This is a genomic window from Achromobacter sp. ISS7, assembly GCF_056523125.1.
In genome coordinates this window covers 1,788,184-1,808,482 of the sequence record NZ_JAWRZD010000001.1, presented here as the reverse complement: position 1 = coordinate 1,808,482, position 20,299 = coordinate 1,788,184, and the positions used below count along the sequence as shown (strand labels likewise).

The 20,299-nt window shown below is 69.6% G+C and carries 21 protein-coding genes; 11 read left to right on the top strand and 10 right to left on the bottom strand.

From position 1 onward, the window contains the following. Positions 1-55: 55 nt before the first annotated feature. From AC1HFW_RS08305 to AC1HFW_RS08285, 5 genes are all read left to right on the top strand, one after another. On the top strand, positions 56-1,021 hold the full coding sequence (locus AC1HFW_RS08305; protein ID WP_479282659.1) for a hypothetical protein: 966 nt from the start codon (positions 56-58) through the stop codon (positions 1,019-1,021). 163 nt (positions 1,022-1,184) lie between these two features. Beyond that, complete coding sequence (locus AC1HFW_RS08300) at positions 1,185-2,510, top strand: MFS transporter (protein WP_479282657.1); 1,326 nt, start codon at positions 1,185-1,187, stop codon at positions 2,508-2,510. Further along, a complete protein-coding gene (locus tag AC1HFW_RS08295; RefSeq protein ID WP_479282655.1) occupies positions 2,507-3,526 on the top strand; it encodes a histone deacetylase family protein in 1,020 nt (339 codons plus the stop codon). Before AC1HFW_RS08300 ends, AC1HFW_RS08295 begins: the two co-directional genes overlap by 4 nt. 67 nt (positions 3,527-3,593) lie before the next feature. Next, entirely contained in the window at positions 3,594-4,565 is a 972-nt protein-coding gene (locus AC1HFW_RS08290; RefSeq protein ID WP_061071239.1) for a LysR family transcriptional regulator, read from the top strand. 129 nt (positions 4,566-4,694) lie between these two features. Further along, on the top strand, positions 4,695-5,318 hold the full coding sequence (locus AC1HFW_RS08285) for a glutathione S-transferase family protein (RefSeq protein WP_006394992.1): 624 nt from the start codon (positions 4,695-4,697) through the stop codon (positions 5,316-5,318). A gap of 72 nt (positions 5,319-5,390) precedes the next feature. Here AC1HFW_RS08285 and AC1HFW_RS08280 read toward each other — a convergent pair whose 3' ends face one another. After that, positions 5,391-5,849, bottom strand: a complete 459-nt coding sequence (locus AC1HFW_RS08280; RefSeq protein WP_006394991.1) for a DUF6389 family protein — start codon at positions 5,847-5,849, stop codon at positions 5,391-5,393. Between the two features lie 78 nt (positions 5,850-5,927). Between AC1HFW_RS08280 and AC1HFW_RS08275 the strand changes: the two genes are divergently transcribed. The 6 genes from AC1HFW_RS08275 to pdxR all read left to right on the top strand — a co-directional run bounded on the left by AC1HFW_RS08275 (position 5,928) and on the right by pdxR (position 12,364). Further along, positions 5,928-6,458 (top strand): GbsR/MarR family transcriptional regulator, encoded by a 531-nt coding sequence (locus AC1HFW_RS08275; RefSeq protein WP_006394990.1) that lies wholly within the window; start codon positions 5,928-5,930, stop codon positions 6,456-6,458. 111 nt (positions 6,459-6,569) lie between these two features. Further along, positions 6,570-7,826, top strand: a complete 1,257-nt coding sequence (locus AC1HFW_RS08270) for an SDR family oxidoreductase (protein ID WP_479282652.1) — start codon at positions 6,570-6,572, stop codon at positions 7,824-7,826. After that, a complete protein-coding gene (locus AC1HFW_RS08265) occupies positions 7,823-8,296 on the top strand; it encodes a DUF2269 family protein (protein ID WP_061071241.1) in 474 nt (157 codons plus the stop codon). Before AC1HFW_RS08270 ends, AC1HFW_RS08265 begins: the two co-directional genes overlap by 4 nt. Positions 8,297-8,578: 282 nt before the next feature. Continuing rightward, positions 8,579-9,565, top strand: coding sequence for an amino acid ABC transporter substrate-binding protein (locus AC1HFW_RS08260; protein WP_061071242.1), 987 nt, complete (start codon positions 8,579-8,581; stop codon positions 9,563-9,565). A 36-nt stretch (positions 9,566-9,601) separates the two neighbouring features. Then, positions 9,602-10,804: a trans-sulfuration enzyme family protein gene (locus AC1HFW_RS08255; RefSeq protein WP_479282650.1), complete on the top strand. Its 1,203-nt coding sequence runs from the start codon at positions 9,602-9,604 to the stop codon at positions 10,802-10,804. A gap of 63 nt (positions 10,805-10,867) precedes the next feature. Then, positions 10,868-12,364, top strand: a complete 1,497-nt coding sequence (pdxR, locus tag AC1HFW_RS08250; protein ID WP_479282649.1) for a MocR-like pyridoxine biosynthesis transcription factor PdxR — start codon at positions 10,868-10,870, stop codon at positions 12,362-12,364. Positions 12,365-12,417: 53 nt separating this feature from the next. Here pdxR and AC1HFW_RS08245 read toward each other — a convergent pair whose 3' ends face one another. From AC1HFW_RS08245 to AC1HFW_RS08205, 9 genes are all read right to left on the bottom strand, one after another. Beyond that, positions 12,418-13,398, bottom strand: coding sequence for a Bug family tripartite tricarboxylate transporter substrate binding protein (locus tag AC1HFW_RS08245; protein ID WP_479282647.1), 981 nt, complete (start codon positions 13,396-13,398; stop codon positions 12,418-12,420). Positions 13,399-13,489: 91 nt separating this feature from the next. Beyond that, the gene (gene hpaH, locus AC1HFW_RS08240) at positions 13,490-14,290 is read right to left on the bottom strand and encodes a 2-oxo-hept-4-ene-1,7-dioate hydratase (protein ID WP_479286477.1); all 801 of its coding nucleotides are present in this window, start codon (positions 14,288-14,290) and stop codon (positions 13,490-13,492) included. A 49-nt stretch (positions 14,291-14,339) separates the two neighbouring features. Next, complete coding sequence (locus AC1HFW_RS08235; protein WP_479282646.1) at positions 14,340-14,747, bottom strand: nuclear transport factor 2 family protein; 408 nt, start codon at positions 14,745-14,747, stop codon at positions 14,340-14,342. Positions 14,748-14,765: 18 nt separating this feature from the next. After that, the gene (locus tag AC1HFW_RS08230; RefSeq protein ID WP_479282644.1) at positions 14,766-15,992 is read right to left on the bottom strand and encodes an NAD(P)/FAD-dependent oxidoreductase; all 1,227 of its coding nucleotides are present in this window, start codon (positions 15,990-15,992) and stop codon (positions 14,766-14,768) included. Then, a complete protein-coding gene (locus tag AC1HFW_RS08225; protein WP_035361513.1) occupies positions 15,989-16,309 on the bottom strand; it encodes a non-heme iron oxygenase ferredoxin subunit in 321 nt (106 codons plus the stop codon). Before AC1HFW_RS08225 ends, AC1HFW_RS08230 begins: the two co-directional genes overlap by 4 nt. A 2-nt stretch (positions 16,310-16,311) precedes the next feature. Beyond that, complete coding sequence (locus AC1HFW_RS08220) at positions 16,312-17,580, bottom strand: Rieske 2Fe-2S domain-containing protein (protein WP_479282642.1); 1,269 nt, start codon at positions 17,578-17,580, stop codon at positions 16,312-16,314. A 22-nt stretch (positions 17,581-17,602) separates the two neighbouring features. Beyond that, positions 17,603-18,094: an aromatic-ring-hydroxylating dioxygenase subunit beta gene (locus tag AC1HFW_RS08215; RefSeq protein WP_006394982.1), complete on the bottom strand. Its 492-nt coding sequence runs from the start codon at positions 18,092-18,094 to the stop codon at positions 17,603-17,605. 28 nt (positions 18,095-18,122) lie between these two features. After that, positions 18,123-19,223 carry a cupin domain-containing protein gene (locus AC1HFW_RS08210; protein WP_479282640.1) on the bottom strand — a complete coding sequence of 367 codons (1,101 nt, stop codon included), beginning with the start codon at positions 19,221-19,223 and terminating at the stop codon, positions 18,123-18,125. A 67-nt stretch (positions 19,224-19,290) separates the two neighbouring features. Beyond that, positions 19,291-20,289 (bottom strand): ornithine cyclodeaminase family protein, encoded by a 999-nt coding sequence (locus AC1HFW_RS08205; protein WP_479282638.1) that lies wholly within the window; start codon positions 20,287-20,289, stop codon positions 19,291-19,293. Positions 20,290-20,299: the final 10 nt, after the last annotated feature.

Genomic DNA, 20,299 nt, shown 5'->3' with positions numbered 1-20,299 from the left:
CGCGTCGGTCACTGTGCTAAGGTGCCCCATCGGCAACCGGATTATGACAAGACCCATGCGCAATCCCCTGACTTGCCCGCGGCCGTCACTGGCCGTCGCCCTGTTGTCGCTGGCCCTGGCCGCCCTGGCCGGGCCGCTGCAGGCCCGCACCGTCTACAACGACAAGGGGCTGCGCGTCGAGGAAGCCGACATCGGCTTCCAGGACTACCAGGAAGGCAAGCGGCGCAACGCCAGCCAATACACCTTGACCTACCAGCGCCAGCCGCTCTGCGGCAAGGGCGTCAAGCTGGGCGCACGTTTCCTGCCGGCCGCTGATCCACGCAGCAATCGCGACTATTTCTGCGGACCGGCCAAGGCGATCAACGCCCACGGCGTGCTGGCCTTCGTCACCCGCACGTCGGGCCACGGCAACCTGCTGTACCTCGATGTCGGCGGCGGCGACCTGCGCATCACCGACATTGCGGTGCAAAAGGAAGGCGACGGCGACAGCATCGGCGGCCTGGTGTTCCTGGACGCCGGCGAGCCCGGCTGGACGCGCTACGAAAACGGCTGGTACGAGACCACCCTGATCCGCCACGAACCGTTCCAGGTCGTGAAGCTGGGCCGCGGCCGCCTGCTGGATATCGACAACGGCGTGGCCTTCCTGCTGGTGCCGCGCGGCCAGGAGGTGCAGACCGTCAAGCCGGCCAGCGTGGGCCAGACGGCCAATGGCACGCCGGTCGTGATCGCGGCCGAACTGCGCCAGCGGCCAACGGCGCTGCGGTTTCGCGCGGTGGAGGTGAACAGCGGCCGCGAACTGGCCAGCGTGGCCGCGCCCGATGTCTGCCTGGAGGCGCCGACCATGGACTTCTGGGGCAACGGCGGCGCCACGTCGGCACAGGTGCCTTACACCGAGTTGGCCGTGTGGCGGGCGCGCAATCTGGTCTATGCCGCCGGCGCCAAGCCGTCCTTGCGCCTGGCGGCGGCCAACGAACTGCGCCCCGCCGCCAACTGCCAACGCGAGTGGCAGCTGGCGCGCTGATCCGTGCTGGCCGGGCGTTCTGCGCCCATCTTCAGTCAAACTTAGGGTTTCTACTCATAAATCCGCTGAATTTCGCGGATAAGAATTCAGAATTTTTCTTATGGTGGGGGCGCGCGTATAACGGTCTACGCAGCAACCTCAACCCACCTACAGAGAGAAAATCATGAGGGGAAATTCCAAGACGGGCCACCAGCCGGTGCGCGCGTCGACCGCCGCTTTCATCGGCACGATGATCGAGTGGTATGACTTCTACATCTACGCCACCGCCGCCGCGCTGGTGTTCGGCAAACTGTTCTTCCCGTCGGCCACCGGCTTCTACGGCACCCTGGCCGCCTTCGGCACCTTCGCGGTGGGCTTTTTCGCGCGGCCGCTGGGCGGCGCCCTGTTCGGCCACATCGGCGACCGCATCGGCCGCAAGAAATCGCTGGTCATCACGCTGTTGATGATGGGCACCGTGACGGTGCTGATCGGCCTGTTGCCCACCTATGCCTCGATCGGCTTCTGGGCGCCGGTGCTACTGGTGCTGTTGCGCATCGTGCAAGGCGTGGCGGTGGGCGGCGAATGGGGCGGCGCGGTGCTGATGGCGGGCGAGCATTCGCCGGACAAGAGCCGCCGCACCTTCTTCGCCTCGTTCGCGCAGCTGGGCAGCCCGGCCGGCCTGATCCTGTCGATGCTGATGTTCAAGCTGGTGACCGGCCTGGACGACGCCGCCTTCCTCAGCTGGGGCTGGCGCGTGCCGTTCCTGTTCTCGGCGGTGCTGCTGCTGGTGGGTTTCGTGATCCGCCTGAGCGTCAACGAGTCGCCCGACTTCCTCGAGGAAAAGCAGGCCCAGGCCAAGCGCGCCAAGCCGGCCCGGGCCCCGCTGGCCCAGGTGCTGACCGGCGCGCCGCGCCTGCTGGCGCTGGCCGTGGGCGCCAACGTGCTGGGTATCGCCGGGTTCTATTTCACCAGCACCTTCATGATCGCCTACACCACCCAGTACGTGGGCCTGAACCGCGCGGTCATCCTGGACTGCCTGCTGGTGGTGTCGATCATGCAGTTCTTCATCACGCCGCTGGCGGCGTATATCGCCAGCCGCGTGGGCAACCTGCGCTTCCTGGGCGCCACGGCGCTGGTGTCGGTCTTCACGCCCTACGCCATGTTCAACCTGGTGGACCTGGGATCGCTCGGCGCGATCACGCTGGGTATCGGCGTGGCGGTGCTGTTCATGGGCGCCTATTATGCGGTGATCGCCGGCTTCGTCAGCGACAGCTTCCCCACCGCGATCCGCTATACCGGCATTTCCATGGCGTACCAGTTGTCCGGCGCCATCTTCGGCGGCCTGACGCCGATGCTGGGCACGGTGCTGGCCGAGAACTTCAAGGGCCAGTGGTGGCCGCTGGCGCTGCTGTTCTCGGTGATCTCGCTGCTTTCGCTGGTATCCGTGCTTTCGCTGGGCGCCTACCGCCAGCGCCATGTCCAATTCCAACCCGAGGCTCAACAAGCATGAAGGCGTACTTCCACGACGACCAGAAACTGCACCATCCGCAGACCTATTTCTCGCGCGGCAAGATGCGCACGCCGCAGGAAGTGCCGTCGCGCCTGGACGCGCTGGCGCACGCCGCGCGCGCCCTGGGCTTCGACGTGCAGGCGCCGGCCGACCACGGCGGCGCCGCGCTCGAGGCGGTGCACACGCCCGCCTACCTGCAATTCCTGCGCAACGCCCATGCCGACTGGAAGAAGCTGCCCGAGGACTGGGGCGACGAAGTCGTCTCCAACGTCTTCGTGCGCGAGCCCAACGCGCTGCGCGGCGTGCTGGCGCAGGCCGCCCGCTACCTGGCCGACGGCAGTTGCCCGGTGGGGCCGCACACCTGGCATTCGGCCTACTGGTCGGCGCAATGCGCCATTGCCGGCGCCGACCGCATCGCGGCCGGCGACCGCCACGCCTACGCCATCTGCCGTCCGCCCGGCCACCATGCGCGCCGCGACGCCGCCGGCGGCTTCTGTTACCTGAACAACGCCGCCATCGCCGCGCAGCGCCTGCGCGACACCTTCGGCCGCGTCGCCATCCTGGACACCGACATGCACCACGGCCAGGGCATCCAGGACATCTTCTACGAGCGCAGCGACGTGCTGTACGTCTCGATCCACGGCGACCCCGAGAATTTCTATCCCGTGGTGGCCGGTTTCGAGGACGAGCGGGGCGCGGGGGAAGGCTACGGCTACAACCTCAACCTGCCGATGCCGCACGGTTCGCCCGAGTCGGTGTTCTTCGACCGGCTGCGCGAGGCGCGCGCCGCGATCGAGCAGTTCCGGCCCGACGCGCTGGTGCTGTCGCTGGGCTTCGACATCTTCGAGAAGGATCCCCAGGCCATGGTGGCGGTCACGGAAGACGGCTTCGAACGGCTCGGCCGCGAGGTCGCCGGCCTGAAGCTGCCGACCTTGATCGTGCAGGAAGGCGGCTACTATATCGAGGGCTTGGAATCCAACGCAGCGCGTTTCTTCGCGGGGCTGGCCGGCGCCTGAATCCAGGCGTGGGGCCGCGGCGGCGGGCGCCGGCCCGCCCCTTTCGCAGCCATCGTCCCGGCCCCCCATGCCCTCTGCCCCCGCCCGCCCCGCCAATACCCACTCGCTCGCGCCCGAGCGCATGGACTGGAACCTGCTGCGCACCTTCATGTTCGTGGTGCAGGCGCGAGGCGTGGGCCGGGCGGCGCAGGCCTTGCACCTGAGCCAGCCGGCGGTCAGCCAGGCGCTCAAGCGGCTCGAGGACGCGGTCGGCGGCATGCTGCTGCACCGCCGCAACGGCGAATTCCGCCTGACCGGCCTGGGCGAGGAAATCTACGCCGTCGCCCGCGACATGTACGGCACCATGGCGCGCATCGAGACCGCCGCCGCGCAGGACAAGGATGAGGTCGCCGGCACGCTGCGGCTGCTGGTCATGAGCCGCATCCAGAGCGCGGCCTATGACGACTTCCTGGCGGACTTCCACCAGCGCCATCCCAAGATCGAGTTCCATATCGAGGTGCTGCCCAGCGCCGACATCCTGGACGCGCTGTCCAAGCGCGTGCCGGCGCTGGGCCTGTGCCTGTGCCGCAAGCCGGTCGAGGCGCTGGAGCGCCGGCTGTTCCTGCGCCACCACTATGCCGTGGTGTGCGGCCGCCGCCATCCACTGTTCTCGCGGCCGCGGGTCGGGATCGAGGACCTGATGGACCAGAATTTCGTCTGCTTCGCCAGCGACCAGATCGGCGACACGCTGTCGCCGCTGACCATCTTCCGCGACGAGCAGGGGTTCACCGGACGCATCGTCGGCACCTCGCCGCACATCGAGGAGGTGCGGCGCATGGTGGTGGCCGGCATCGGCCTGAGCTTCCTGCCCGAGCACCTGATCGTGCAGGACGTGGTCAACGGCGAGCTGCGGCGCCTGCCGCCCAACGAGAGCGTGGCCGAGATCGACGTATTCCTGACCTGGCACCGGCAGCGCAAGCTGAGCGCGGTCGAAATGGCCTACCTGGCCGCGTTCGAGCGTTTCCTGGCGCGCACGCCGCTGGCCGCCCGCGCGCGCTGAGGCCGTGGCGCCGCATCCCGGGCCGGCGACGGCCTGCCCCGTTCGATGACCGGCAAGATATCCCTGCCCGGCGGCCCCGGTTCTGGCGATAATGACCGTTCCCCATCGCTTCGCCACCAGAGGACGCACATGTCTCGTTGGACCTTCTATACCGCGCCGGGCACCTGCGCCCTGGCCACCCATATCGCCCTGCACGAAGCCGGCGCCGACTTCGAGGTCGTGAAGCTGGACTTCAGCGCCGGACAGCAGCAAAGCCCCGAGTACCTGCGCGTCAATCCCAAGGGCCGGGTGCCCGCGCTGGCCACCGAGCATGGCGTCCTGACCGAAACGCCGGCGCTGCTGGCCTTCGTCGCGCAGTCCTTTCCCCAGGCCGGCCTGGCGCCGCTGGGCGACGCCTACGCCTTCGCGCGCCTGCAGGAACTGAACAGCTACCTGGCGTCCACCGCCCACGTGGCGCACGCGCACAAGCGGCGCGGCGCGCGCTGGGCCGACGACCCGGCCGCGCATGAAGCCATGCGCGCCAAGGTGCCCGAGACCATGACGACCTGCGCCGCCTACCTGGAATCGCAGATCGCCGGGCCGTGGGCGCTGGGCGAGCAGTTCAGCGTGGCCGACGCCTATCTCTACACCATCGGCAGCTGGCTGGAGGGCGATGGCGTCGACCTGGCGCGTTTCCCCAAGCTGGGCGCCTACCTGGCGCGGGTCGCGGCGCGGCCGGCGGTGCAGCGTGCGCTGGCCGACGCCAGCCAATGACGCGCTGAGCGATCCGGCCACGGCCGGATCCCCTGGCGGCCGGACCGCCACATGGCGGCCCGGGTCGTGGCTTCAGCGCGCCGCGTCCGCCGCCAGGCTGCGCGGCGTGGTCGTGCCGTACTCCTCGTCCGCATAGATGCAGGCGGGCAAGGGCGACACGGCGCGGCCGCCCTGCTCCCACAGCGCTTCGAGCCAATCGGCCGCGGTGTCGGCAATGACGTCCTGCACGCAAAAACCGGGCTCGCGCCCGAACAGCGGCACCTTCGGCGACACGCCCTCTTCGCCGTGCACCACGTCGAACAAATGCCGATAGCCGTCGATGGCCTTGTTCAGCACGTACAGGTCGGGGCCGTCCAGGCCGATGACGATGGAAAACGTTCCTTCGCCGTCCTGGTCCGGAAAGATGCCGAACTGGATCTCGCGCGCCTTCTCGGGCAGGCGCGGAAACAGGCCCTGCAGGGTGAGTAGCGCATCGGCGGTATGGGCATCGAGCACGCGCCGCAGCGCTGCCTGGTAGTCTTGTTGGTTCATGCCGCCAGCTTAGCGGATCGGATTCATTTCTGTTATTTCTGTCTTGACAGAAATAACAGAAATACCTACAGTGGCCGCATGACACTGACACCGATCGCCGAACGCTTCATCCTCCATTGGGGCGAAATGGGCTCGCGCTGGGGCGTGAACCGCACCGTCGCGCAGATCCACGCCCTGCTCTACCTGCTGGGCCGCCCCGTGCCCGCCGAGGAAATCGCCGAGACCCTGGGCGTGGCGCGCTCGAACGTCAGCAACAGCCTCAAGGAATTGCAGGCCTGGCGCCTGGCCCGGGTGGTGCACGTCATGGACGACCGGCGCGACCACTTCGAGACCTCCACCGACATCTGGGAGCTGTTCAAGCTGATCGTCGAGGGCCGGCGCCAGCGCGAGATCGATCCCACGCTGACCATGCTGCGCGACACGCTGGCCAGCCCCGAGATGGCCGACGAGACCCCGCTGACCGCGCAGCGCGTGCGCGAAACGCTGGATTTCCTCGAGATCCTCACCACCTGGTCGGATGAAATGCTGCGCATGAAACCGGAGACCCTGATGAAGACGCTCGGCGTGGGCGCGAAGATCAGCAAGACGATGCGGCGCACCAAGGGGTGACGCCACGGCGGGACCGGGTTCCCGCTTTTTTTTGGTCCCGATATTTCTGTCTATACAGAAATATCAGAAATAAAAGAATCGAACGATGAAAACCCACGGAGGGCGGAATCCATGAACATCCTGGTATGCGGCGCGAACGGGTTCGTCGGCCGGGCGCTGTGCGAGGCCCTGGAGCGCGATGGCCACCGGGTGCTCAGGGGCGTGCGCCAGCCCCGACGGCAGGACGAGATCGCCGTGGACTATCTGGCCGACACGACCCCCAGCGACTGGGTGGACCGCTTGCGCGGCATCCACGTCGTCATCAATGCGGTCGGCATCCTGGTCGAAAGCGGCGGCCGCGATTTCGACCGCATCCACCGCCGCGCGCCGATCGCGCTGTTCGAGGCCGCGCTGCGGGCCGGCGTCAGGCAGGTGCTGCAACTGTCGGCGCTGGGTGCGCAGCATGGCGACACCCCCTACTTCCAGAGCAAGCGCGCGGCCGACGACCATCTGCGCGCGTTGCCGATCGCGCACCACATCCTGCGGCCGGCGCTGGTCTATGGCGCGCAAGGCGCGTCGGCGCGCTTCTTCCGCGCGCTGGCGTCGTTGCCGCTGCATGTCCTGCCGGCGGGCGGACGGCAAGCGCTGCGCCCGATCCACGTCGACGAGCTGGCCGAGATCGTCGTCCGGTTGGTGCGCGGCGCGGCCGACGCCCCGGCGGTGCTGGACCTGGTGGGCGGCGCCGAAACCACCTTCCGGCGCATGCTGGCGACCTATCGCCAATCGCTGGGGTTTCCCCCCGCGTGGACCCTCGCCGTGCCCGGGGCGCTGGTCGGCGCCGGCGCCATGCTGTTCGACCGCGTGCCTGGTTCGCTGCTGACGCGCGACACCTGGCGCATGCTGCGCGCCGGCAACAGCGCGGACCCTTCCATCACCACGCGGGCGCTGGGGCGGATGCCCGCGGGGCCGGACGCCTTCATCACCCCGGCCGAGGCGCCCGCGTTGCGCCAGCAGGCCCTGGCGGCCTGGCGACCCGCCCTGCTGCGCGCCGTGCTGGCGCTGATCTGGCTCTGGACCGCCGTGTGCAGCGCCTTCATCTATCCGGTCGAAGGCAGCCTGGCGCTGCTGGCGCCCGTCGGCCTGCATGGGCCGGCGGCCATGGCCGCCCTCTACCTGGCGGCGGCGCTGGACGGCGCACTGGGCATCGCCACGCTGTGGCGGCCCGGGCGGCGGCTATGGGCCGCGCAGCTCGCGCTGGTCCTGGCGTATTCGGCGGTGATCGCCGTCGCGCTGCCGGCCTTCCTGTGGCATCCCTTCGGCCCGCTCCTGAAAAACACCGCCGTCATCGCGCTTCTGTTCATTTTGCTCTGCGAGGAAACCCGACCATGAACGCCTATCTCACGATCAAGACCCTGCACATCCTGTCGTCCGTCCTGCTGGTGGGAACCGGCTTCGGCACCGCGTTCTACCTGTTCTTCGCCAACCGCACCGGATCGGTGCCAGTCATCGCGGCGGTCTCCAAGCTGGTGGTGCGGGCCGACCTGTGGTTCACCACGCCGGCCGTGGTGGTGCAACCGCTGTCCGGCCTGTGGCTGGCGCATGCCGCCGGCTGGCACTGGAGCACGCCCTGGATCAGCCTGTCGATCGGCCTGTATCTGCTGGCGGGCGCCTGCTGGTTGCCGGTGGTCTGGCTGCAGCTCGAGATGGCCCGGATGGCCGCCCGCGCCCAGGCCGACGGCGCCGCCGCGCTGCCGCCGCGCTACTGGCGCTTTGCGCGCCGCTGGGAATGGCTGGGCTATCCGGCGTTCGTGGCGATGGTCGTCGTCTACTACCTGATGGTGGCCAAGCCAGCCTGGTGAGCACCGCCGCAAGCGGACCACTTTGACGCAATTTCACTGAACCAGAACCGCGCGGCGATCCGGCGCGCCGCCGCCGGGTTACGGTGTTTCTCCCAGGGGCCGGGCTCGCGCCCTGCGACGCGAGCCCGGCCCCGGCGCGATGGCGCCTGGCGAAACGGTGTTTTCCCTCATGTACACAAAGTGTCCTTGAAGACACATTGCGTCCGACGACGCCGGCCCCTGCCGCCGCGCCGCCTACCCTGGGGAGAGCACGCAGTGAACATTCCACGAATCCTTGGCGCCATGGGCCTGGCCCTGTTCAGCGCCCATGCGGCCCACGCCGGCGCCACCTTCGACACCGTCAAGAAGCGCGGCTTCGTGCAGTGCGGCGTCACCACCGACCTGCCCGGCTTCGCCTACACCGACAGCAAGGGCATCTGGCAAGGCATCGACGTCGACACCTGCCGCGCCCTCGCGGCGACGATGTTCGGCGACGCCACCAAGGCCAAGATCGTGCCGCTGACCACCCAGGCCCGCTTCACCGCGCTGCAATCGGGCGAGGTCGACGTGCTGACGCGCAACACCACCCAGACCATGACGCGCGACACGACGCTGGGCCTGATCGGCGCGGGCATCAACTATTACGACAGCCAGGGGCTGATGGTCCACACCGCGCTCGGCGTCAAGAGCGCCCGCGAACTGGGCGGGGCCACGGTCTGCGTGCTGCCCGGCACCACCACGGAGCTGAACCTGGCCGACTGGTTCCGCGGCAACGGGCTGGACTTCAAGCCGGTGGTGCTGGAGCGCTTCGACGAGATCCTGCGCAGCTTCGCCGCCGGCCGCTGCGACGCCATCACCGCCGACAAGTCGATGCTGGCCGCGACCCGCCGCAACCTCGGCGAGGCCGACCTGGCCATCCTGCCCGAGCCCCTGTCCAAGGAACCGCTCGGACCCATGGTCCGGCAAGGCGACGAGCAGTGGTTCAACACGGTCCGCTGGACCCTGAACGCGCTGCTGGAGGCCGAGGAATACGGCATCACGCAGCAGAACGTGGACCAGCAGCTCAAGAGCGCCAACCCCAACATCCAGCGCATCCTCGGGGTGACGCCGGGCCTGGGCAAGAACCTGGGCGTGGACGACAAGTGGGCGTACCAGATCATCAAGCAGCTCGGGAACTACGGCGAGATCTACGAACGCACCCTGGGCATGCAGAGCGCGCTCAAGCTCGAGCGCGGCATGAACGCCCTCTATACCCACGGCGGCCTGATGTATGGCTGGCCATTGCGCTGAATTTCCACCCACCCGACGCCACGCCGAGGAATCCGCATGAAAGAAGCACGCAACGCCCGCCCCGAGCTCCAATTCGCGACCCGGGCCATCCACCACGGCTACGATCCCGCCGCCCACCAGGGCGCGGTGACCCCGCCGGTCTTCATGACCTCGACCTACGCGTTCGAGTCGACCGCCGATTTCGAGGCGGTGTTTTCCGGCGATAGCGATCGCTGCGTCTACGGCCGCCAGCAGAACCCCACCCAGCAGCTGCTGGAAACGCGGCTGGCCGCGCTGGAGGGCGGACAGGCCGCGCTCGTCACGGCGTCGGGGATGGGCGCGATCGCCTCGACCCTGCTGACCTTGCTGTCCGCCGGGGACGAGATCGCCGTGCACCACACCATCTACAACACCGCCAGCGCGCTGATGAACGAAGGCCTGCCGCGCTTCGGCATCAAGGTGGTGCGGGGCGACCTGAGCACGCCGCAAGGCACCGCGGCCGCCATCGGGCCGTCGACCCGGCTGGTTTATTTCGAGACCCCGATCAATCCGTCCGCCGAGGTGCTGGACATTGCCCGCATCAGCGCCGCCGCGCAGCAGGTCGGCGCGCGCGTGATCGTCGATTCGACCTTCGCCTCGCCGGCGCTGCAACGGCCGCTGGAACTGGGCGCGGACCTGGTCATCCATTCGCTGACCAAATACCTGAACGGCCATGGCGACGTGCTGGGCGGCGCCGTCATCGGCGACCGCGAGACGATCGAGGCGATCCGCGCGGCGGGCACCAAGTACCTGACCGGCGCGACGCCATCGCCCATGTCGTGTTTCCTGGTGCTGCGCGGCCTGAAGACGCTGGCGCTGCGCATGCGGCAACACAGCGACAACGCCTTGGCCGTGGCCGAGATGCTGCGGGAACATCCGGCGGTGGCCAAGGTCACCTACCCCTTCCTGGCGGATTTTCCGGACCGCGAGATCGCGCGGCGGCAGATGTCGGCGGGCAGCGGCATGGTGTCGTTCGAACTCAAGGCCGGATTCGACGGCGTGGCGCCCATGATGGACCGGCTGCGCGTCATCTCGCGCGGCATCAGCCTGGGCGACACCGATTCGCTGATCTACCACACGGCCGGCATGATCCGCGCAAGGCAACGGGTCAGCCCCGGATTGCGGCTGAGTCCCGGCGTGACGCCGGAACTGGTGCGCCTGTCGGTCGGGCTGGAGGACGCCCGCGACCTGATCGATGATCTGCGCCAGGCCCTGGCATGATCCTGGTCCGGCCGGCTCCGCGGCCGGTAATATCGGCAGTGGCAGCCATCGCCCGACCCATCCATGCCCCGCACCGCAAACCGCATCGAGCTTCCCGTCCTCGCGCCCCTTGACCGGGGCGCGGGGCGGCTCGGCCTGCAACTGGCGCAACAGCTGCGCGACGCCATCCGCGGCGGCGCGCTGCGGCCGGGCGATCCGCTGCCCGCCACCCGCCATCTGGCGGCGGCGCTGAAGGTGGCGCGCGGCACCGTGGTCGAGGCCTTCGAGCTGCTGGTGGCCGAAGGCTGGCTGGCGTCGAAGGCCGGCGCGGGCACCTCCGTGGCGCGACCGCCAGCGGCGGATCCCGCGCCCGCCACCTCCGCGGGCACCGCCGGTTTCGTGCGGCCGCTGCCGGCCGCCGCCGCGCGCTACGCCGCCGTCGCCGCGGCGCTGTATCCCTTGCCGGCCGCGCCCTTCGCCATTTCGGTGCCCGCCGGGCGGGTCGCGCCCGACGACTCCTGGCGCAAGCTCAGCAACCGCGTGCGCGCCAGCCGCGCCGCCGCGCCCGCCGGCTACGCCGATCCGCAAGGGCTGCGGCCTTTGCGCGCCGCCATTGCCGACTACGTGCGCAAGGCCCGCTCGGTCGCCTGCGAAGCCGACCAGGTCGTCATCACCGCCGGCACGCAGCAGGGCCTGCACCTGGCCAGCGCCGTGCTGCTGGGAGAGAACGACCAGGCCTGGATCGAGGATCCGGCCTATGTCGGCCTGACGGCGCTGCTGGAAGGCGGCGGCCGCGCCAGCCGCATCGTGCGGGTGCCGGTGGATGCCGAGGGCCTGTGCGTGGAGGAAGGCGTGCGGCGCGCGCCGCATGCCCGCGTCGCGTTCGTGACGCCGTCGCACCAGTACCCGCTCGGCATGCCGATGAGCATGGCGCGGCGCGAAGCCCTGCTGGCCTGGGCCCGCGCCCGCAATGCCTGGATCGTCGAGGACGACTACGACAGCGAACTGCGCTATGCCGGCCACCCCTACCCCGCTCTGCAGAGCATGGGCGGGCGCCAGGTGATCTACCTGGGCACGTTCAGCAAGATCCTGTTCCCATCATTGCGCATCGGCTACCTGATCGCGCCGCCCGACCTCGTGGCGGCATTCCGTGGCGCCCGCATCACGATGGACCGGCATCCGCCCACCGCCGACCAGCACGTGCTGGCCGCGTTCATCGCCGAAGGCCTGCTGGACCGCCACGTGCGGCGCATCCGCAAGGCCTACTCGGACAGCCGGCTGGCCTTGATCGACCTGCTGCGCGTGCACCTGCCGGCGGAACTGGCCCAGGTCCAGCCGATCGACCAGGGCGTGCACCTGCTGGTGTGGCTGCATGCGGCCATCGACGACGTCGCCCTGGCGCGCCGCGCCGCCGACGCGGGCGTCGCGGTGCGGCCGCTGTCGGTCACCTATGGCGAACAAGGCGGCCTGCGCCGGTCGGGCCTGATCCTCGGTTTCGGCGGCTATCCGGTCGACAGGATGACCCTGGCCGCGCAACGCCTGGCCAGTCTGATTCGCGACGCTGCGCGCCCGCGTGACTGACGGCCACGGCTTGCCGCGGCGGCGCGTTGCCGGGCCGCCACGGCAAGCCGGGTTCAGTCGATCGCCGCGCCCGCCGTCTTCACGACCTTGCCCAGCCGGGTGTATTCCTCGGCGCCGAACTCGGCCAGCGACTGGCGCGTGGTCGGCGACGGGATCGCGCCGCGCGATTCCAGCGCCTGCTTGACCTCGGGACGCGCCAGCGCGCGGCCCACGGCGGCGTTGAGCTTGTCCAGGATGGCGGTCGGCGTGCCCTTGGGCGCATACAGCCCGTCCCAGGCGAAGAACTCGTAGCCCTTGACCCCGGCCTCGCTCAGGGTCGGGATATCCGGATTCGAACGCACCCGCTGCGGCGTCGTGACGCCCAGGGCCCGCAGCTTGCCCGCCGCGATCTGGCCCGACACGTTCGGCATCACGTCGATCAGCAGGGAGATGCGGCCGCCCAGCAGGTCGGTCATCGCCGCGCTGCCGCCCTTGTAGGGAATGTGCATGATCTTGACGCCGGCCATCTGGTTCAACAGCTCACAGGCCAGGTGCGACGAGGTGCCGTTGCCGGCCGAGCCACAGGTCAGTTCGCCCGGGTGCGACTTGGCATAGTCCAGCAGTTGCGCCAGCGACTTGAAGCGGTCGTCGGTGGCGTTGACCACCAGCGCCGCGGCGATCACGGTGAAGCGCGAGATCGGCTCGAAATCGCCTGGCGCATAGCCGGGCGACTTGTACAGCCAGTGGTTGGTGGCCTGGGTGCCGTTGGTGCCATAGGACAGCGTGTAGCCGTCGGGGTTGGCGCGCGCGGCGATGGACGTGCCGATGTTGCCGCCCGCGCCCGGGCGGTTCTCGATGATGATGGACTGGCCGAGCTCGCGCGACAGCGGTTCGGCCACCAGCCGCGCCAGCGTGTCGCCACCGCCGCCGGCGGCGAACGGGACGACCAGCGTGATGGCATGGGTGGGCCAGTCGGCGCCTTGCGCCAGCGCCGGGCCGGCCGCCAGTGACAGGCACGCGGCCGCCAGGCGGATCGAGGTCTTGAAGGGGGTCATGGTTTGTCTCCTTGGGGGTGCGGGACGCGCGTCCGCTGGTTTTGGTGTATCGGGCGCGCGGAATGAAAAACGGGTCTGGGGCGGTGTCCGGTCACACAAAGCGGCAGCTGACCGCGCCGAGCGGGCCATAGTCCACGTGGAACGTGTCGCCCCGCTCTGCGAACACGGGCCGCGTGAACGAACCGCTCAGGATGATCTGGCCGGGCTCGAGCGCCACGTCGTAGCCGGCCAGCTTGTTGGCCAGCCACACCACGCCGTTGGCGGGATGATTGAGCACGCCGGCCGCCAGGCCGGTTTCCTCGATCACCGCATTGCGCGACATCATCGCGCCGACCCAGCGCAGGTCGACCGCGTCGACGCGCACCGGCCGGCCGCCCATCACCACGCCGGCGTTGGCGGCGTTGTCGGCGATGGTGTCGAAGACCTTGCGCGGCCGCTTGCTGTCGGGGTCGATCTGGTGCGAACGCGCGTCGATGATCTCGAGGGCGGGGATCACGTAGCGCACCGCGTCCAGCACGTCGAACAGCGTCACGCCGGGGCCCTCGAGGCGGCGCTCCAGGATGAAGGCCAGCTCGACCTCGACGCGCGGCACGATGAAGCGGTCGCGGGGGATCTCGGCGCCGTCCTCGAACAGCATGTCGTCCAGCAAGGCGCCGTAATCCGGCTCGTCGATCTGCGACGACAGTTGCATGGCGCGCGAGGTCAGGCCGATCTTGTGGCCGACCAGCCGGCGGCCGCCAGCGATCTTGGCCGCCACCCACTCGCGCTGGATGGCATAGGCGTCGGCAATCGTGATGTCGGGATGCTCCAGCGACAGCTGGCGCACCTGGGTACGGCTGCGTTCCGCCTGGTCCAGTCGCTGGGCCAGCCTCTTGATGGTCGCGGCATCCATGGGGTTTCCTTGGGGTGTCATGGGATTTTCCGGCAGGGTTTCGGGAATGTCATTCGGGCGGCAGGTGGCGCCGGCTGCGCTTTTCCGCCAGCAGCCAGTCCTGGCCGCTGGCGCTCAGCCGGTCCTGGCAGTCGCGGATGGCGACCAGGCGCGGCGCCCCGCCCTGCACCTGCGGATCGCTGTCGTAGGCGGTCAGGAAATAGCCCACCGCGACCTGCGAGCCGCTGTGTTCGAGCACGCGCAGATTGGTGATGACGTGGCAGGTGGTGCGCTGCGGCGGGCGCGCCTCGAGAGCCGCCAGCACTTCGCGCGGCCCGGTCAGCAACTGGCCCTGGCGCAGCCAGGTGCCGTCCGGCGCCATCAGCGCGGCGGCGGCCTCGTGGCGCCGGGTATCCAGCGCATGGAAGAAGGCCAGCACGACCGCCTCGCAGGCGGCCTTGACGTGTTCGGTCTGCATTCTGTTCTCCATCATGGTTCAGCCGATCCGGGCGCTGGACAGCGGCGCGTCGGCGCGCGCCAGTTGCGCCGGGTCCACCTGGGCGCCCTGGGCGATCCACTGGCGCAGCTGGCGCAGGTCGCGCGCCGCGTTCACCGCCACGGCGCCGACGACCCGGCCGCCTTCGTCCAGCGCGACCGACAGCAGCGCCCGCGCATCCGCCTGGGGCCGCAGGACTTCGCGCCCGGCCCGCGCCGGAAAGCCGGCGATCTGCACCATGGCGTCGTATTGTTCCGACCAGACCGCGCCGCTGGGCAGGTACGGCTGGCCGGCATCCAGCGCCGACAGCGCCGCCGCCGCGCCCTGGTCCTGCGCGTTCTGCCAGGATTCGAGGCGGATGGGGCCGCCGCCGGCGGGCGCCGCCACCGCCACGTCGCCCGCCGCCAGGACGTCCGGCGCCGAGGTGCGGCAGTATTCGTCGACCAGCACGCCGCGTTCGCAGGCGATGCCGGCCTCGCGCGCCAGGGCGTCGTTGGCCTGCATGCCGACCCCCAGCACCACCGCGTCGGCCTCCAGGCGGCCGCCGTCGGCCAGCTCGGCCACGCAGCCGCCCTCGGGCCGCGCATGCACCGCGCGCAGACTGGCGTTCAGGCGCAGCGTCACCCCTTGCGCGGCATGCAGCGCCGCCAGGTGGGCCGAGACGCCGGGCGGGACGCTGCGGGCGCACAGGCGCGGCGCCTGCTCCAGCACCGTGGTGGCGCAGCCCGCCTGACGCGCGGTGGCGGCCACTTCCAGGCCGATCCAGCCGCCGCCGGCAATGACGATGCGGCGGCCGGGGCCCAGGCGGGCGCGCAGGCGCAGGGCGTCATCGCGGGTCCGCAGCACATGGACGGCGCGGCCGTCGGCGCCCGGCAAGGCCGGCACGATGGGCCGGCCGCCGGTGCACAGGATCATCTTGTCGTAGTCGAGCACGGCGCCATCGGAAGTCTCGACCTGATGGCGCTCGGGCCACAGCCGGGTTGCCGCGACGCCGGGCCGGAACGTGATGTCCAGCTCGGCCAGCTTTTCGCACGAGAACAGCTCGGTGCTCTCGGGCGCGGCCTGGCCGCCCAGCACCGCCTTGCTCAAGGGCGGACGCTCGTACGGGGCATGCGGCTCGTCGCCCAGCAGCACGACGCGGCCGGCGTAGCCGTGGCCGCGCAACGTCGCCGCGGCCCAGCCGCCCGCCTGCCCCGCGCCGACGATGACGATGGCGCCCGCGCTCACGCCGCCTCCGGGCTCAGGTAGATGGTGCCGGCCTCGACCCGCACCGCGTAGCGCCGCAGGTCGGTGGTGACCGGCGGGCATTGCGGCTTGCCGCTGCGGATGTCGAACACGCCCTGGTGCAACGGGCATTCGATGGTGCCGTCTTCCATATAGCCGTCGGCCAGGCTGGCGTTGCCGTGCGGGCAGCGGTCCTGGGTGGCGCAGATCTCGCCCTGCAGGTCGTACAGGCAGACCGCTTCGCCCTCCAGCGCGACGCGCAGCGTGCCGGTGTCGGGGGAAATGTCGCCCACCTGGGCGACCGGAATCCAGGTGTCCATGGTCACAGCCCCATCGCGTTGCGGTAGTAGTCGTAGAACGAGCGGATCAACACCTCGGTCACCATGTAGTCGGCCGGCTCGGTGTCGCGGCCGCCCATCTCGACGATGCCGCGCGCCTCGGGATAGCCGGTGACGCCGATCTGCACCTGGTTCAGCATCTCGCTGTCGTCCATCGAGACGAAGCCGGCCGGCCCCAGCAGGTTGGCGTGCTTCAGGCGCAGGCGGGTCATTTCCTCGTCGTCGTCCTCGTAGCCGTAGTAGGTGAACACCAGTTCGTGCTCGGTCGGGCTGCGCGGGATCACGTGGCGGGTCTTGAGCGAATTGGCCTGGATGCCGAACTGGGCGGCGGGAAAGACCCAGGCGCCGCCGACCCGGCCGCGGTTGAATTCGGCGCGCGGCGTCACGGTTTCCAGGTCGAGCAGCTCCAGGTCGTCGCGGAAGCGGCTCATTTCGCTGGTGGCCTCGGTCTTCTTCTTGCCCTCGTTGTGCGACACCATCACGCTGTGCGCGCCGCCGCCGGTGGGAATGCACTCGGACTTCGAATCCGCGCGCCACAGGCCGAAGGTGATGTAGAAGGTATGCAGCAAGGTGGCGTGGTACGGGTCCTTCAGATTCTCCAGGTACATCTTCCAGTTGCTGGGGATCAGCTGGCGGCTGTAGCCGAGCAGCTTGAGCTTCTTGCCCGGCAGCATGTGGTCGATCTCGGCCAGCACCTCGGCGCCGCAGTATTCCTCGAAACTGGGCGCATCTTCGGCGAACGTCGCCCAGATCGAGCCGCCGCGATTGACGCTGCGCAGCTTGCGGATGCCGTTCTGCTTCGGATCGAAATCGCGCGGCATGCCGCCCTTGCCCATGGCGCCGCGGCGGAACGGCACGCCCTGCAGGTTGCCGTCCAGGTCGTAGTTCCATTGGTGGTACGGGCAGGTGAAGTCGGTCACCTGCCCGGTGTTCTGCCAGCAGATCTGCGCGCCGCGGTGGGCGCAGCGGTTCTCCAGCACGTTGATCTCGCCGCTTTCGGTGCGCACCATGATGACCGGGCGATTGCCGATCCAGTTGCGCTTGTAGCAGCCGGTCTCGGGCACTTCGCACTCCAGGCCGACGTAGTTCCAGGTGCGGCCGCCGAAGAACACGTCCATTTCCTTCTGGAAGATGGCCGGATCGGTGTAGACCCAGTTGGGAATGCGCGTGTAGCCCTCCTTGGGCCAGCGGCGCTCGAGATGGATGGGGGCCGCGGCGGGCGTGTCCAGCACGGCGGAATCGGAACAGGTCATGGCGGGTTTCCTGGCAGCGGGATCAGAGGGGAACGATGAGCGAGGTGCGCACGCGGTAGTTGTCATAGACGCAGTCGCGGCGGGTCAGCGCCAGCCCTTGCGGCGTCAGGCGCAGTTCGTCCAGGTAGCGGCCCACCATGTTCAGCGTGGGTTCGCGGTCGGACAGCGACTCCATCACGGCGAAGTTGGCCTGGGCCACGATGCGATCGCCCTGCGCCTCGATGACGCGCACGCCGCTGATGAAGTGGCGCAGCGAACGCGGCTCGAACATGGTGGTTTCGCGCAGCGCGGTGACGCGGTCGCGCAGCATGTTCTTGTTCATGCAATAGATCAGGCCGAGCGGCAGGCCGGCGTCGTGGTTCTCGCGCGACAGCACGCGGTAATGGCAGTCCTCGGTGAAGAAGTCGGGCCACTCCTCCAGCCGGTCTTCGTCCAGGCAGTAGGCGTAGTCGTCGTGGAAGTCGCGCAGGCGGGCGCGCAGCGTGGTGTCGTCGGGCAATTGGATCTGGGTCATGGGAATTTCCGGGATGCGGCGGGCGCGCTCAGGACGCGGCGGCCAGTTGCGCCAGGTTGCTTTCGAAGCCGCTCTGGCTGCCGAGCGCCAGGATCGGCTCCTGCATGCGCTCCTGCCAGATCAGCGATTCCATGGCGATCTGCAAGGGGTGGTCCTGCACCGTCAGGGCCGAGGTGGTCTCGGTGCCCGAGTGGTGCGAATGCATCGCCCAGCCGGGCGCCGACAGGATCAGGTCGCCGGCCTTCCAGTCCAGCCGCACGCCGTTGACCTTGCTGTAGCCGTTGCCGCGCAGGTAATAGTTGATGGCCGACGAGCTGTGGCGGTGCGGCACGTGGTGGTTGTCCGGCGGCGACGACGAGATCGTGGCGAAAAAGCTGTGGGTGGTGCCGATGCGCCGCTCGGTGGCCGGGTTGTACAGCACGAACAGGCGGCGGCCGTTGTAGCCGCGCGCCATGTCCTCGACGCTCGGCAGGTGGCGCGAGACGGCCGCCCAGGGCCAGTGCAGCGCCTTGGATTCGAGCACGTCGATGTCGATCAGCCACTCGTAGCCCATCAGCCAGGCGCCTTCCGGCGTGATCTGCTCGCGCAGCGCCAGGTCGCGGGCCCGCGCCGCCTCGGGCGAGCGGGTGGGCGCCGGCCGGGTGTTGGCGTCGGCCGGCGGCACGTCGCCCTCGAACTCCTCGACGTAGTGGATCTCCAGCTTCTCCAGCAGCGGCGCGTTGGAATACGACAGCCGCACCCAGGGCGTCTTGCCGTCATTGCGGTACGAATGCACCTGCATCGCCGGCGTGTTCCACACGTCCCAGCGGCCCACCGGGATGTCGCGGCCGGCCACCGTGGCCACGCCCTCCCCGCTGATACAGATCTCCAGCATGTTGGAGTTCTTGCGCAGGTTGAAGGTGCGTTCGCCCGGCTTGACGACGTTGATGGTGACGTCCGTGCCGGGGGCCAGGCCCAGGCCGGGCGCGCTCGCCTGCGGATGCGCGATGAGCGAAGCGCGGCGGCCGTTGGCGGGGCGCGGCGCGTCGATCAGGCGGGCGATCTCCAGGTCGATCTCCTCCTTGGGGATCACGATCGATGGCCATTTGTTCTGCTCGCGGGGCGCCGCCCCGCTGACGTCGATGAACATGTCTGTCTCCTGTGGCCGGCGGCGGTTTCGCGCCGGCGTCATGATGATTTGAAGGGGGTGATTGAAATCAGGGCTGCGCCAGCAGCAGGTTCTCGCGGGTCTGCGGCGGCAAGGCGACGCCCAGGCCGTGGTCGCGGGCGTGTTCGTACGCCACCTGCGCCATCGCCAGGTCCGACAGGCCCATGCCCATGCCCTTGAACAGCGTCAGCCGCGCGTCCGCCGCGCGCGTCTCGCCGCGCGCCAGCAGGTCGCCCAGCACCGCCACGCCGTCCCAGGGCGCGCCGTCCGCGCCATAACGTTCGCGCAATTCGCGCGAGCCGCGCCGGGCGTTTTCCAGGTCGTCGACCACCACGCGGTCGGCGCGCTCGAACACGTCCTGGGCGAATTCGGCCTTGGCCGGCAGGATCGCGCCCACCGCGTTCAGGTGGCGGCAATCGGCCAGCAGCGCCGCGTCGACGAACGGCTCGACGGCGCGCGTGATCAGCGTCACGATCTCGGCGCCGGCCAGCGCCTGTTCCAGGGTCGGCGCTTCCTCGACCGCGAAGTCGTATTTGCCGGCCACGGCCTCGACGAAGGCGCGGCGTTTTTCCGGGGTCGGGCTGTAGATCCGCACGCGTTGCAGCTTGCGCACCGCGGCCAGCGCCGCCAGTTGCGTCACCGCCTGCGGTCCTGTGCCGATCAGCGCGGCCCGCGCGGCGGCCTCGGGCGCCAGGGCCCGGGTGGCCACGCCGCTGATGGCGGCCGTGCGCAGCATGCCCAGCGCGCGCGCCTCGATCACCGCCCGCAACAGGCCGGTGTCGGCGTCGAACAGGCTGAACAGCGACCCGCCGCCCGCCTTGGTGTGGACCCAGGTCTTGAATCCGGCATAGCCGCCAGGGCCGGGCTGCACCGAGCCCAATGCATGCATCGAGCTGCCGTCGCCCCAGGTGGCCAGCGCCTTGGGCACATTGCGCGCGCCATCCCGCGCCTGCGCCACCAGCATGCGCTGCAGCGCGTCGATGGCGCGCGGGATGGTCAACGCCGCCACCACGTCTTTTTCGGTGAGATACCGCAGTGCTTCGGTCATGCCTGTGTCC